We start from the raw sequence: 13,660 nt of genomic DNA, 5'->3' as shown, positions 1-13,660 counted from the left end.
CCCTTCTTCCCTTGCGGGAGAAGGTGGCGCGAAGCGCCGGATGAGGGGTTCTGTCTGCGCGCTCAATTGAGAGTCGATTCGCGGATAGAGACCCCTCACCCGTCTCGCCGCTGCGCGGCGAGCCACCTTCTCCCACAAGGGGAGAGGGTGCAGCGCGCCCGCCGCTCTATCTCGCAAACATCAGAACGGATCGCTTCCCAGCCCGGCCACATCCGCCGGCCGCGGTCCCGGCGCCGCCCAGTGAAACCGCCGATCCTTCTCCGCAATCGCGATGTCGTTGATCGAGGCCTCGCGGCGCTTCATCAGGCCGTGCTCGTCGAACTCCCACTGCTCGTTGCCGTAGGAGCGATACCACTGGCCGCTCGAATCGTGCCATTCGTACTGGAAGCGCACGGCGATGCGGTTGCCGTCGAAGGCCCAGAGATCCTTGATCAGGCGATAGTCCTGCTCCTTCTCCCATTTGCGGGTGAGGAACGCGACGATGGCCTCGCGGCCCTGAAAAACTTCCGAACGATTGCGCCAGCGGCTGTCCTCGGTATAGGCGAGCGACACGCGCACCGGATCGCGTGAATTCCAGGCGTCCTCGGCCATGCGGGCCTTTTGCGCGGCGGTCTCGCGGGTGAAGGGTGGAAGCGGCGGGCGCGACATGATGGCCTCATCGGTTGATCGGGGCCGCGAATTTATCGCCGCAGCTGCCGGAGTCGATAGGCCAGCACAAATCAGGAGATCACTTATCGGGCGATCAGGAAATCAAATCGGCCTTCATCAGCGTGCGGATCGACTTCGGGATCGGCTGGGCGCGGCCACCGCTGATGAAGGCGACGCGGACCTCGGCTTTCACCAGCACGTCGTTGCCGCGCCGCACCTCCTGCGCCAGCATAATGGAGGCCCCCTTCACCGCGATCGGCCAAGTCACGACGTCGAGCACGTCGTCCATTCGCGCGGGCTTCAAAAAGTCCAGGTGCATCGAGCGCACCACGAAGGCGAAGCCGGCGCCTTCCGTCTCGGTCTGCTCGAACAGCGCCTGCTGCTCGGCGCCCATCAGCCTGAGATGGTTGGTGCGTCCGCGCTCCATGTAGCGCAGATAATTGGCGTGGTAGACGATGCCGGAAAAATCGGTGTCCTCGTAGTAGACACGGACCTGCATGTGGTGGCGGCCGTCGCGGATCTCGCCGTCGAGATGAGCTGTCACGTCGCGAGCCTCTTCGCTGTCGGTAACCGGCTCGTTTTGCGCAAAAACGGCGGGCCGCGCAAGCGTGGGTTACGCCACCAAAGGCTCTCGCCCCAGCGTCACCTCGACGATCTCCGGCGGCACGCCGACGCGGAGCGGCATGATGCTGCAACCGAGGCCGCCGGAGATGATGACGTCGCATTTCAGCCTGACATGCCCATAGGCGAGCCGGACGCCATGCTGCGGCGGAACCGCGGGGGACCAGCCGAGCAGGCGGACCTGGCCGCCATGGGTGTGGCCGGACAGTTGCAGCGCGACGCGCGCGGGCACGCGCGGCGCGATGTTGGGCTCATGCGCGAGCAGAATGATGGGCGCATCGTCCGTGACCTTGGCGAGCGTCGCATTGAGATCGTCGGCACCGAAGCGCACCATGCTCCGGAAGCGTCGCGCCGGCAGGAAGGCGAGCTGATCGCCGAGGCCGGCGAGCCAGAACGGACGACCGTCCTTGGTGAGGCGCACGACATCGTTCTCGTAGACGGGGATGCCGGCCGCCTCCAGCGCACGATGCGCGACGGTCGCCCCCTGCCCGGCCCGCTGCACCGTCCTGTCATCCCAATAATCGTGGTTGCCCATGACGGCATGGACGCCGAGCGGCGCCTTGAGGCCCGCCAGCACCCTCGCCCATTCGCTCGACGGGATGATGCGCGTGACCTGATGCAGGCCGGCGACATAGTCGCCGAGCAGCACGATGATATCGGCATTCAGCGCGTTGGTGCGGTCGACGATGGCCTCGATCCGGTCCAGCGGCATCCAGGGATCGCAGGCATGGATATCGGCGATGACGGCGATCTTCAGCGGAAGATCCGCCGGCCATTGCCGCGGCGTCGGATGATAGCGGGTGACGCGGAGCCGCAGCATCGGCTCGACGCCGACGCCATAAGCCGCGGTCGAGACGCCGAGGGCGGACAGGCCGCCGATGGAACGGATGAGATGACGGCGCGTGATCATGGAAGCTCGCTGGTGATGCGGCGTCTTGATGATATCCGATTGGAGCGGAATTGCGGTGCGTTCGTGCAGATCGTCTGCACGAGATTACCGGAAATTCATCAAAGCCGGAACGGCGAACGTTTCAGCAGATCACTCGTCGCTGTCATCCGTGCCGAACAGGCCGAACTGCGCCGCATCGCGATTGGGCTCGGCGAGGCCGAGATGGCGGAAGGCGTGCGAGGTCAGCAGCCGGCCGCGCGGCGTGCGCTGCAGATAGCCGCACTGGATCAAATAGGGCTCGATGATGTCCTCGATTGCATCACGCGGCTCCGACAACGCAGCGGCCATCGTCTCGACGCCGACCGGGCCCCCGCCATAGTTGAGCGCGATGGTCGTGAGATAGCGGCGATCCATGGCATCGAGGCCCGCGGCGTCGACCTCGAGCGCGCTGAGTGCGTGGTCGGCGATCTTGCGGTCGATCTTGTCCGCATCGGCGGCCGAAGCGAAATCGCGCACACGGCGGAGCAGACGGCCGGCGATGCGCGGCGTGCCGCGGGCGCGGCGCGCGATCTCGTTGGCGCCCTCCGCGCTCATGCCGACATTGAGCACGCGCGCGCCGCGGCTGACGATGCTCTCCAGTTCCTCGATCGTGTAGAAATTCAGCCGGACCGGAATGCCGAAACGATCGCGCAAGGGATTGGTGAGAAGGCCGGCGCGCGTGGTGGCGCCGACCAGGGTGAATTTCGACAGCTCGATCTTCACCGAGCGCGCCGCCGGCCCTTCGCCGATGATGAGGTCGAGCTGAAAGTCCTCCATCGCGGGATAGAGCACCTCCTCCACCGCCGGGCTCAGGCGATGGATCTCGTCGATGAAGAGCACGTCGCGCTCTTCGAGATTGGTGAGCAGGGCAGCGAGATCGCCGGCCTTGGCGATCACAGGACCGGACGTCGCGCGAAAGCCGACTCCGAGCTCTTTCGCCACGATCTGCGCCAGCGTGGTCTTGCCGAGGCCGGGCGGGCCGACGAACAACACATGATCCAGCGCCTCGCCGCGCTTGCGGGCGGCTTCGATGAAGATCGAGAGATTCTTACGCGCCTGCTGCTGGCCAACGAAGTCGGACAGCGACTGCGGACGCAGCGCGGTGTCGCCGACATCGTCGCTGCGGCGCTCGGGCGAGACCATGCGGTTGGCCTTGGGATCGCTCACTTCGCCAGTTCCTTCAGACCAAGCCGAATGAGCTGCGCCGTCTCGGCTCCCTCACCCGCACTGCGTGAGGCCGTCGCAATCGCTGCGGCCGCCTGCGGCTGGCCATAGCCGAGATTGATCAGTGCCGAGATCGCATCCGCCACCGGGCGCGGCGCGCGCTGGTCGTCGACGGCACCGGCGAGATGCACGACATGCGGATCGACGTTGGCGAAGGCCGGCGCCTTGTCCTTCAATTCGGTGACGATGCGCTCGGCGACCTTGGGCCCGACGCCGGGCGTGCGCGCCACCGCGGCCTTGTCACGGAGCGCGATGGCGTTGGCGAGGTCGGCCGGCGACAGCGTGCCGAGCACCGCGAGCGCGACCTTGGCGCCGACGCCCTGCACGGTCTGGAGCAGGCGAAACCATTCGCGCTCCTGGTCGGTGCGGAAGCCGAACAGTTTGATTTGATCCTCGCGGACGTAAGTCTCGATCGACAGCACGGCAGCTTCGCCGGGCGACGGCAGATGCTGCAAGGTACGCGACGAGCAGTGCACCTGGTAGCCGACCCCGCCGACGTCGAGGATGACGAAATCCTCGCCATAGGAATCGATCAGGCCCTTGAGCTTGCCGATCATATCCCCACCACCTTCAGCCTGAGCGCCGTGCTCTGGCGGTGATGGGCGTGGGTGATGGCGATGGCGAGCGCGTCAGCCGCGTCGGCGGACGGCGGCTCGGCTTTCGGCAGCAATATCTTCAACATCATCGCGATCTGTTGCTTGTCGGCGTGGCCGGCGCCGACCACGGTCTTCTTGACCTGGTTCGGCGCGTATTCGGCGACAGAGATGCCGAGCATTGCGGGCGCCAGCATGGCGACGCCACGGGCCTGGCCGAGCTTCAGCGTCGCAACCCCGTCCTTGTTGACGAAAGTCTGCTCGACCGCAGCTTCCATGGGCTGGTGGCTGGACAGGACGGAAGCGAGCCCTTCATGGATCGCGAGCAGCCGGCTCGACAGCGGCAAATCGTCCGGCGGTTCCACCGAGCCGCAGGCGACGTAGATCAGGCGATTGCCCTCGGCCTCGATCACGCCCCAGCCGGTGCGGCGCAGGCCGGGGTCGATGCCGATGATGCGAACGGGGCCACGAATCGGGAGCGCAGTCATGGGCCAGTGATAGCGGCTGGCTGCTCTGGGGGAAACAGAAACAGAACGGAAGTAACAGGGGAAGTGACGGTCCCGTGCCCCGGGCGCGACGCAGCGCAAAGCGGTGCGGCGCCGAACCGGGGCCCATATCGCCGCCGGCATCTGACGCACCATGGGTCCCGGCTCTGCGCAGCAGCGCTTCACGCTGTAGCGCGTCCGGGACACGAGAACGGCGTCAGCCGCCCATCTTCGCCATCAGCGCGTCCGACACCTCGAAATTGGCGTAGACGTTCTGGACGTCGTCGTGCTCGTTGAGCAGGTCCATCAGCTTGAGCAGCTTCTCGCCGGTCTCGTCGTCCACCGTAACAGTGTTCTGCGGCTTCCAGATCAGCGCGGCCTTGCGCGGCTCGCCGAACTTGGCTTCGAGCGCCTTAGCGACGTCGCGATAGCTTTCGGTCGAGGCGTAGATCTCGTGGCCGCCCTCGCCGGAAACGACGTCGTCTGCGCCGGCTTCGATCGCAGCGTCCAGCACGGCGTCGTCGGAGGCGACGCTGCGGTCGTATTCGATGATGCCGGTGCGGTCGAACATGAAGGAGACCGAGCCGGTTTCGCCGAGATTGCCGCCGGACTTGGTGAAGAAGGAGCGGATGTCGGAGGCGGCGCGGTTGCGGTTGTCGGTCAACGCCTCGACGATGACAGCGACGCCGCCCGGGCCATAACCCTCGTAGCGGATCTCGTCATAATTCTCGCCCTCATTGCCGGCCGCCTTCTTGATGGCGCGCTCGATATTGTCCTTCGGCATGTTCTCCTGGCGCGCGGCGATCACGGCGGCGCGCAGGCGCGGGTTCATGGCGGGATCAGGGGTGCCGAGCTTGGCAGCGACGGTGATTTCCCGCGCCAGCTTGCCAAACAGCTTCGACTTCTGCGCATCCTGCCGCCCCTTGCGGTGCATGATGTTCTTGAATTGGGAATGTCCGGCCATGCGTGGTCTCGTAAAGGAATCGTGCGCCAAGGTGAGCGTGGGAAGCGCGGCCTTATAGGCCGTCCACCCACTGGAATGAAAGAGGCTCTCCGACTTTAAGGTAACACCGTACGGGCTCCTGCCTAGAGGTCAGGCACCGTTAACCCTGATTTCACTCCGGACTGCGAAAATAGCGCCCGACCGTTCCCCGACAAGAGAGACCCGATGGCATTCGGATTGTTTCGGAAGCGTCTGCCGGATTTGGCTGCGCCGGCGGCCACCCCGCAGGCCGCGCAGCCGGTGGCCAATTCCGAGCCCGCCCCGGCCAGCGAGGGCGATTCGGCCAGGGAAATCCTGGAATTGCTGGAACTCGAGCTCGGCGCGATGATCCGCCAGCTCGAGCGCGCCGCCAATTCGGTGGCCGGCGGCGCCGAGGCGACCGCCGCGACGCTTGCCGCCATCCGCGACCGCACCGACGCCCTGACCGGCCGCACCAACGCCGCCCAGTCGACCGCCTCAACCTTCGCCCATGCCGCCGACAAGTTCACCCAGTCCGCGCTGGGCATCGGCGCGCAGGTCCGCGAAGCCGGCAAGCTCGCCGACGAGGCCAGCGCCGCGGCGCAGGAAGCCCGCGCCAATGTCGATCGCTTGCGCGAATCCTCCGCCGCCATCGGCAATGTCGTCAATCTGATCGCGCAGATCGCACGCCAGACGACGCTGCTCGCGCTCAACTCGACCATCGAGGCCGCGCGTGCGGGCGCCGCCGGCAAGGGGTTTGCGGTCGTCGCCACTGAGGTCAAGGCCCTCGCGGTGCAGACCCAGAGTGCGACCGAAGAGATCACAAAAAAGATCGACGCGCTGCAGCGCGATGCCGCAGGCTCTGCAGACGCGGTGCACCGCATCTCGCAAGCGATCGAGGCGATCCGCCCGGTGTTCGACACCGTCAACGGCGCGGTCGCCGAGCAGAACGCCACGACCAGTGAAGTCTCCGGCAATGCCGCCAGCGCCTCGGAGTTCATCATCTCGGTCGGCGAGAGCGCGGCCGAGATTGATGCGGCGACCAAGGCGGCCGAGACCCATGGCGAGAGCGTCGCCAGTGCCGGCAAGGCCGTCACCACTTTTGCGCAAAAGCTGAAATCGCGCTGCGCGGTGCTGCTGCGCCAGAGCGAGCATAACGACCGCCGCAAGACCGAGCGGCTGCCCTGCCATCTCAAATTCGAGAGCGCGCGCGGCACGATGCCGGTCTATGAAATCGCGATGGACGGCGTGCTGATCGGTGGCACGGACGCAGGCCGGCTTGCACCGCAAGCGATGATCGAGGGCAGCCTCGAAGACATCGGCGCCTGCCGCCTGCGCGTGATCGAGCAATCCAAGGCCGGCGCCCGCGCGCAATTCGTTGGTCCCAACGCCGCGCTCAACGAGAAGATCGAGGACAAGCTCTGGTCGATCCATGAGGAGAACACGGAGTTCGTCACCCGCGCCATGGAGGCGGGCAATGCGCTGACCAAGATCTGCGAGCAGGCGGTTGCCCGCGGCGAAGTCAGGATCGACGATCTTTTCGACACCGACTATGCCGAAATCGCCGGAACCAATCCGCAGCAATACCGCACGAAATATCTCGACTGGGCCGACCGCGCGCTGCCGCCGTTCCAGGAAGCCTTTCTCGCCAAGGACCCGCGGATGGCGTTCTGCGCCATGGTCGACCGCAACGGCTTCCTGCCGGTGCACAACAAGATCTATTCGCATCCGCAGCGGCCGGGCGACGTCGCCTGGAATACGGCCAACAGCCGCAACCGGCGCATCTTCAACGATCCGGCGGGGCTCGCCGCCGCGCGCAACCTGCGCTCGTACCTGGTCCAGAGCTATGCGCGCGACATGGGCAACGGGAACACGGTGATGATGCGCGAGATCGACGTTCCGATCCGCGTGCAGGGCCGGCACTGGGGCGGATTTCGCACCGCCTACAAACTGTAGTGCACGCTCAGGCAAGACGCCGTCCCCGAATCATCCTCTAAGTCGCAAATCGGAATGGGAAGGCCGCGGAGGGCCGACGAACGGCTCTGACTGGAGGAAGCCCAAGACATGTCCGCCGCACAACTTGCAGTATTGGACACCGGATCCAACCGGACGCTCGGCGCACGGCTGATCGACCAGCTCGCCGACCGCATCGGCGGTCTCGGTGTCGAGCTCGCCGACATCGCCGGCAATGTCCAGGAAGTCGCGAACCGTGTCGCCAACCAGTCGGAGCGGTTCCACCATCTCCAGAAGACGGCCGAGACGATGGTCTCGGCCAACCACGACATCGCCAACGCATCGCAGGCGGTGCAAACGACCACATCGGCGGCAGTCGGCGAGATCGCACAGTCGCGCAGCGCCGTTGACACGGCGGTCAGTCACATCTCCGAGCTCGTCGCAGCCGTAGAGCGGATCGAGGCGCGCCTCAGCGCCGTCGGCGCGGCGCTGGCGCAGGTGGCGAAGGTATCAGGCTCGATCGAGGCGATCGCGAAGCAGACCAATCTGCTTGCCCTGAACGCCACCATCGAAGCGGCCCGCGCCGGCAATGCCGGCCGCGGCTTCGCGGTGGTCGCGAGCGAGGTGAAGAACCTCGCGGAAGCCACCCGCCAGGCCACCCAGCAGATCTCCGACACCGTGCGCGATCTCGACGGTCAGATCGAAGGCCTGATCGGTGAAAGCAGCGACGCCTCGCAGCGCGCCAAGACCGCCGGCGAAGGTGCCCAGCAGATCTCCGGCATCATCTCGCGCGTCCAGCAGGGCTTTGCTTCCGTGGAAGCGGAGATCGACAGCGTCGCGCGCGCGGCGACCTCCAATCTCGGACACTGCGACACCGTCATCAGCGAGCTCAACGAACTCGCAAAAGGCGTCGACCTCTCCTCGCGCGATCTCAAGAGCGCCGACGAGCGCGTCGCAAAACTGCTCGACAGCTCCGAAGGCCTGATCGCGCTGATCGCCGACAGCGGCGTCGAGACGTCGGATGCGCCGCTGATCCGTGCCGTCGTCGACACTGCGAAGCGGATCTCCGCCGAGTTCGAAGCCGCGATCGACCGCGGCGAGATCACGCTCGACCAGCTCATGGACGAGAACTACCGCGAGATCCCCGGCACCGATCCGAAGCAGTACCTCACCAACTACGTCGACTTCACCGATCGCGTGCTGCCGCCGATCCAGGACCCGATCCAGAAATCCGATCCCCGCATCGTGTTCTGCGTCGCCTGGGCCAAGGGCGGGTACCTGCCGACCCACAATCCGAACTACCGCCTGCCGCAAGGCAAGGACCCCGTCTGGAACAACGCCAACTGTCGCAACCGCCGCCTGTTCACCGACCGCGCCGTGAAGAAGGTCGCGGCCAACACAAAGCCCTTCCTGTTCCAGACCTATCGCCGCGACATGGGTGGCGGGCAGTTCGTGCTGATGAAGGACCTGTCCTCCCCGATCGTGATCCGCGGCAAGCACTGGGGCGCCTTCCGGATGGGCTTTCGGCAGGGCTGACCGACGGCGTTTCCGTATCCCCAAAATAAAAAGCTCGAAAACAACCCCATACACAGTAGCCGGGGTGTGTGAAATCAATGGCTTACCGGCGGGCTATGGCGCGCTTTGACTCGTCGGGCAAAACAGGCGCATAATGCTATTATTCCGAAATTGTACATTTGACCTTGGCGGGGCCTGAGCGCGCGCCTCGTCCTTCGAGACGACCGCTTCGCGGTCTCCTCAGAACGAGGCTTAGCCGCATCGGTGCTCGTCAAAACTACGGCCGCACACTCGGTCCTCATCCTGAGGGCCGCCAACGGCGGGCGTCTCGAAGGATGGCCGCAAGCAAGGACGTGCCGCCGCCTGACTTTCCCAATCGCACGAATTTCGTCATCGCACGGCTTTGCGCATTTGCACGATCATCTGCGGCGATCGGCGACACATGCGATGAAAATGCGTCAAAACATGACGATTATCATATCAAATAGCCCAAAACTCTTGCAGCGATCGCCGCACAAATTCGTGAACGTCATGGTCTGACGTGCTGAGCGCGCAAATATGCATTGCTGCGAATTTGGAAGCTTCATCGTTTCGCATCGATATGATTAGGGTCACGCGAAAATTCGTCGACGTGATCGTCGCAAGCGATCGCCGGGCAAAGGAATGCATATGGCAACGACACTCACCATTAACGGCCAGACAAAATCCTTCGACGCACCACCTGACATGCCGCTGCTGTGGGTGCTGCGCGACATCCTCGGCATGACCGGCACCAAGTTCGGCTGCGGCATCGCGCAATGCGGCGCCTGCACGGTGCATGTCGACGGCAAGGCCGTCCGTTCCTGCGTGCTGCCGGTGAGCGCGGTCGAGAACCGCACTGTGACCACCATCGAGCATGTCGGCAGCACGCCTGCGGGCGCGAAGGTGCAGAAGGCCTGGCTCGAGGCCGAAGTGATCCAGTGCGGGTACTGCCAGTCCGGCCAGATCATGGCAGCCGCGGCGCTGCTGGCGGCAACTCCGAATCCGGATGATTCCGACATCGACGCTGCAATGGCCGGCAACATCTGCCGCTGCGGCACCTATGTGCGCATCCGCGAGGCCATCAAGCAGGCCGCCAACGGCCGTCAGTCGTGAGGCCTGCCATGAATGCACATCACAGCGTCTCCCGCCGCGCGCTTCTGACCGGCGGTCTCGCCACGGGCTTCGTTCTCGCCTTCCATCTGCCGCTGCGCGCCGCCGTCAACGAGCCGGTGCAGCCGCGCGATACGACCGAGGGCAAGTTCGCGCCCAACACCTTCATCCGCATCGACGAGACCGGCCGCACCGTGCTGATGATGCCACAGGTCGAGATGGGCCAGGGCACGTACACGTCGATCTCTGCCGTGCTCGCCGAGGAGCTAGATGCCGACTGGAGCAAGGTCGAGGTGCAGCACGCCCCGCCGAACGACAAGCTCTACGGCAATCCGACCTTCGGCCTGCAAGTCACCGGCAATTCCAACTCGATCCGTGCCTGGTGGCTGCCGCTGCGCAAGGCCGGCGCCACCGCGCGCGCCATGCTGGTGCAGGCGGCGGCCAGCCAGTGGGGCGTTGACGCCGCAAGCTGCACCGCATCGAAGGGCGAGGTCGCTCATGCCGCGAGCGGCCGCAAGCTCGGCTATGGCGAACTGGCGCTTGCCGCGCAGGGCCAGATGCCACCGAAGGACGTCGCCGTCAAGGATCCCAAGGATTTCGTTCTCATCGGCCAGCCCTTGAAGCGGCTCGACACGCCCGACAAGGTCAACGGCAAGGCCGTCTACGGCATCGACGCGATCCTGCCCGGCATGAAGTTCGCGACCATCGCCGCCTGCCCGGTGTTCGGCGGCAAGGTCGGCAAGGTCGACGACAGCGCCGCGATAAAACTCGCCGGCGTGCGCAAGGTCGTCGTGCTCGACGACATGGTCGCCGTGATCGGCGACCACATGTGGGCGGCGAAGAAGGGCCTCGAAGCGCTCAAGATCGAGTGGAACGAGGGAGCGAACGCTGGGATCACCACGAAAGATATCTGGGAGGATCTGCGCAAGGCCAGCCAGAAGGACGGCGCAGTCGCCAAGTCTGACGGCGATATCGCCAAGGCGCTGGCGAGCGGCGACAGGTTCGAAGCGGCTTACGAGCTGCCGTTCCTGGCGCATGCCTCGATGGAGCCCATCAACGCCACGGTGCACGTGAAGCCCGACTCCTGCGAAATCTGGACCGGCACGCAGATCATGACGCGCGTGCAGTCCGAAGCGGCGAAGGCCGCGGGACTCCCGATCGACAAGGTCATCGTCAACAACCATCTGCTCGGCGGCGGCTTCGGCCGCAAGCTCGAGCCGGACATGGTTGTCGCGGCGGTCAAGATCGCAAAACAGGTCGATTACCCCGTGAAGGTGGTGTGGACCCGCGAGGAGGACATCCAGCACGACGTCTACCGCCCGGTCTATCGTGACCAGATCACGGCGTCGCTGGTCGACGGCAAGGTCGCAGGCTGGAAGTATAAGGTCGCCGGCTCCGCCGTGCTGGCGCGCTGGCTGCCGCCGGCGTTCCAGAAGGGAATCGACATCGACGCGGTCGACGCCGCGGTCGATGCGCCCTACGACTTCGCCAATTTCCACGTCGAGTATGTCCGCGCCGAGCCGCTGTCGGTGCCGACAGGCTTCTGGCGCGGCGTCGGCCCGAACAACAACGTGTTCGCGGTCGAATGCGCGATGGACGAACTCGCGCGCAAGGCCGGCAAGGACCCGATCGAGTTCCGCAAGTCCATGCTGACGAAAAACCCGCGCATGCTCGCGGTGCTCAACCAGGTCGCGGAGAAATCCGGCTGGGGCGAGCCGCTGCCTCCGCGCGTCGGCCGCGGCGTCTGCGTGCAGCCGTCATTCGCAAGCTTCATCGCGACCGTGGTGGAGGCCGAGATCGACGATGTCGGCGAGATCGCGCTTCGCCGCATCACCTCGGTGGTCGACACCGGCATCGCGGTCAACCCCGACACGGTGAAGGCGCAGATCGAGGGCGGGCTGATCTTCGGCCTCACCGCCGCGCTCTATGGCGAGATCACCATCGACAAAGGCCGCGTGCAGCAGTCGAACTTCCACGACTACCGCATGATGCGCATCAACGAGACGCCGAAGATCGAGGTCATCGTGGTCAAGAGCGGCGAGGCGCCCGGCGGCATCGGCGAAGCCGGCGTCAATGCCGGACCGCCGGCGCTGCGCAACGCGATTTACGCGGCAACCGGTGTGGCGCTGCGGCGCTTACCCATCGACCGAAAACTGCTGGCTGCGGGGAAGAAGGCATGAGCGGCAAGATGCGTATCCTCGGAAGCCTGGTCGTGATCGCCATCGTTGCGGCACTCGGCGTGTTCATCGTTCGCGGGCCCGGCCCGCTCGACTTCGCAGGCGGCACCAAGGTGGCGCTGGCGGATTACCGCGCCGGCAAGCCCACGGGCGTGCCGGCAAGACTCGAGAAAGCGAGCCTGGTCGAACGCGGCGAATATCTCGCCAAGGCGGCCGACTGCATGGTCTGCCACACCAAGCCCGGCGAAAAGGACTATGCCGGCGGGCTTGCCTTCAAGCTGCCGTTCGGCACGCTCTATTCGACCAACATCACGCCGGACAAGGACACCGGCATCGGCAATTACACCGACCAGGATTTCCTGAACGCGGTCCAGCACGGCAAGCGCCGTGACGGCGCGCGGCTCTATCCGGCGATGCCGTACACGTCCTACACCTTCATGACGGATGAGGACGTGCTGGCGGTGAAGGCCTATCTGTTCAGCCTGCCGGCGGTGCGCGCGAAAGCGCCTGACAACACGCTCTCCTTCCCGTTCAACCAGCGCTGGGCGATGATGTTCTGGTCGGCGGTGTTCAGTCCGGACACACGCTTTACGCCGGATACCTCGAAGAGCCCGGAGTGGAATCGTGGTGCGTATCTCGCCGAGGCTCTGGCGCATTGCGGCGAGTGCCACACGCCACGCAATCTCGGCTTCGCGCTCGACAATCGCAAGAAATTCGCCGGCGCGATCACGGCGGGCTGGCGCGCCTTCAACATTTCTTCCGACAAGGCAACAGGTCTCGGCAGTTGGAGCGACCAGGATCTGATCTCCTATCTGTCGCTCGGCCATGCACCTAGCCATGGCTCGGCCTCGGGTCCGATGGGCGAAGCGGTCGACCACAGCTTTAGCCAGTTCGCGCCCGAGGACATAAGCAGCATCGTTGCTTACTTACGCAGCGTGCCGCCGCAGCCCTCGCCCGACCTGCCCGCCACCACGGCACCCGTCGCACCCGCTTCGCACCGCGACGGCGTCACGGCGGATGCACGCGGCAAGAAGGTGTTCGCCAGCGCCTGCGCCAGCTGCCACGGCTGGAGCGGCGAGAGCCCGGTCTCGCCGATGGCGACGCTGACCGGCACCTGGGCCGTCAACGACCCCGCCGCCACCAACGTCGCGCAGATCGTGATCTCGGGGACCAAACGCCACACGCCGGATGGAGCACTGTCGATGCCGGCGTTCGGCAGCGCGTATACGGACGACGAGATCGCGGCGGTTGCGAATTATGTCACGGCACGGTTCGGAGCAAAGGGCTCGAAGCTGACGGCGAAGGATGTGGCGGAGCTGCGCGAGCAGACGGCGGAGTAGCGCTGCTCTTACCCTCCCCTGGAGGGGGAGGGTCGGCTCACATGGAGCGCAGCGAGATGTGAGCCGGGGTGGGGTGACGGTCTC

Annotated in this window: 12 protein-coding genes; 5 read left to right on the top strand and 7 right to left on the bottom strand. The window is 65.5% G+C overall.

Annotated features, from left to right (window positions below; all coding sequences use genetic code 11):
- Positions 1-180 precede the first annotated feature (180 nt).
- The 7 genes from YU9_RS0139140 to YU9_RS0139110 all read right to left on the bottom strand — a co-directional run bounded on the left by YU9_RS0139140 (position 181) and on the right by YU9_RS0139110 (position 5,463).
- Entirely contained in the window at positions 181-648 is a 468-nt protein-coding gene (locus tag YU9_RS0139140; RefSeq protein WP_027577545.1) for a nuclear transport factor 2 family protein, read from the bottom strand.
- Positions 649-742: 94 nt separating this feature from the next.
- Entirely contained in the window at positions 743-1,192 is a 450-nt protein-coding gene (gene ybgC / locus YU9_RS0139135) for a tol-pal system-associated acyl-CoA thioesterase (protein WP_027577544.1), read from the bottom strand.
- Positions 1,193-1,261: 69 nt separating this feature from the next.
- Entirely contained in the window at positions 1,262-2,179 is a 918-nt protein-coding gene (locus tag YU9_RS0139130) for a metallophosphoesterase (RefSeq protein WP_027577543.1), read from the bottom strand.
- A 129-nt stretch (positions 2,180-2,308) separates the two neighbouring features.
- A complete protein-coding gene (gene ruvB, locus YU9_RS0139125; RefSeq protein ID WP_198028382.1) occupies positions 2,309-3,340 on the bottom strand; it encodes a Holliday junction branch migration DNA helicase RuvB in 1,032 nt (343 codons plus the stop codon).
- Positions 3,341-3,360: 20 nt separating this feature from the next.
- Positions 3,361-3,978 carry a Holliday junction branch migration protein RuvA gene (gene ruvA / locus YU9_RS0139120; RefSeq protein ID WP_027577541.1) on the bottom strand — a complete coding sequence of 206 codons (618 nt, stop codon included), beginning with the start codon at positions 3,976-3,978 and terminating at the stop codon, positions 3,361-3,363.
- Complete coding sequence (ruvC, locus tag YU9_RS0139115) at positions 3,975-4,502, bottom strand: crossover junction endodeoxyribonuclease RuvC (RefSeq protein ID WP_027577540.1); 528 nt, start codon at positions 4,500-4,502, stop codon at positions 3,975-3,977. Before ruvC ends, ruvA begins: the two co-directional genes overlap by 4 nt.
- Positions 4,503-4,716: 214 nt before the next feature.
- A complete protein-coding gene (locus tag YU9_RS0139110) occupies positions 4,717-5,463 on the bottom strand; it encodes a YebC/PmpR family DNA-binding transcriptional regulator (protein ID WP_027577539.1) in 747 nt (248 codons plus the stop codon).
- Positions 5,464-5,667: 204 nt separating this feature from the next.
- Between YU9_RS0139110 and YU9_RS0139105 the strand changes: the two genes are divergently transcribed.
- The 5 genes from YU9_RS0139105 (at position 5,668) to YU9_RS0139080 (ending at position 13,576) form a co-directional block, all read left to right on the top strand.
- Complete coding sequence (locus tag YU9_RS0139105) at positions 5,668-7,416, top strand: methyl-accepting chemotaxis protein (protein ID WP_027577538.1); 1,749 nt, start codon at positions 5,668-5,670, stop codon at positions 7,414-7,416.
- Between the two features lie 108 nt (positions 7,417-7,524).
- On the top strand, positions 7,525-8,949 hold the full coding sequence (locus YU9_RS0139100) for a methyl-accepting chemotaxis protein (protein WP_027577537.1): 1,425 nt from the start codon (positions 7,525-7,527) through the stop codon (positions 8,947-8,949).
- 648 nt (positions 8,950-9,597) lie between these two features.
- On the top strand, positions 9,598-10,062 hold the full coding sequence (locus YU9_RS0139090) for a (2Fe-2S)-binding protein (RefSeq protein WP_027577536.1): 465 nt from the start codon (positions 9,598-9,600) through the stop codon (positions 10,060-10,062).
- An 8-nt stretch (positions 10,063-10,070) separates the two neighbouring features.
- Positions 10,071-12,239 carry a molybdopterin cofactor-binding domain-containing protein gene (locus tag YU9_RS0139085; RefSeq protein ID WP_027577535.1) on the top strand — a complete coding sequence of 723 codons (2,169 nt, stop codon included), beginning with the start codon at positions 10,071-10,073 and terminating at the stop codon, positions 12,237-12,239.
- Positions 12,236-13,576, top strand: a complete 1,341-nt coding sequence (locus tag YU9_RS0139080; protein WP_027577534.1) for a cytochrome c — start codon at positions 12,236-12,238, stop codon at positions 13,574-13,576. The genes YU9_RS0139085 and YU9_RS0139080 overlap by 4 nt, the downstream gene beginning before the upstream one ends.
- Positions 13,577-13,660: the final 84 nt, after the last annotated feature.

The organism is Bradyrhizobium sp. WSM1743 (assembly GCF_000473065.1).
In the GTDB taxonomy this organism is placed as follows: Bacteria; Pseudomonadota; Alphaproteobacteria; order Rhizobiales; family Xanthobacteraceae; genus Bradyrhizobium.
Note: the sequence above shows the minus strand (reverse complement) of the source record. Positions and strands in the feature narration are given on the sequence as shown.

Coding starts and splice junctions, on each gene's coding strand:
- YU9_RS0139110 (WP_027577539.1), bottom strand. CDS start 5,463: ATGGCCGGACATTCCCAATTCAAGAACATCATGCACCGCAAGGGGCGG.
- YU9_RS0139130 (WP_027577543.1), bottom strand. CDS start 2,179: ATGATCACGCGCCGTCATCTCATCCGTTCCATCGGCGGCCTGTCCGCC.
- YU9_RS0139085 (WP_027577535.1), top strand. CDS start 10,071: ATGAATGCACATCACAGCGTCTCCCGCCGCGCGCTTCTGACCGGCGGT.
- YU9_RS0139080 (WP_027577534.1), top strand. CDS start 12,236: ATGAGCGGCAAGATGCGTATCCTCGGAAGCCTGGTCGTGATCGCCATC.
- YU9_RS0139090 (WP_027577536.1), top strand. CDS start 9,598: ATGGCAACGACACTCACCATTAACGGCCAGACAAAATCCTTCGACGCA.
- YU9_RS0139100 (WP_027577537.1), top strand. CDS start 7,525: ATGTCCGCCGCACAACTTGCAGTATTGGACACCGGATCCAACCGGACG.
- YU9_RS0139105 (WP_027577538.1), top strand. CDS start 5,668: ATGGCATTCGGATTGTTTCGGAAGCGTCTGCCGGATTTGGCTGCGCCG.
- ruvB (WP_198028382.1), bottom strand. CDS start 3,340: ATGGTCTCGCCCGAGCGCCGCAGCGACGATGTCGGCGACACCGCGCTG.
- ruvA (WP_027577541.1), bottom strand. CDS start 3,978: ATGATCGGCAAGCTCAAGGGCCTGATCGATTCCTATGGCGAGGATTTC.
- ruvC (WP_027577540.1), bottom strand. CDS start 4,502: ATGACTGCGCTCCCGATTCGTGGCCCCGTTCGCATCATCGGCATCGAC.
- YU9_RS0139140 (WP_027577545.1), bottom strand. CDS start 648: ATGTCGCGCCCGCCGCTTCCACCCTTCACCCGCGAGACCGCCGCGCAA.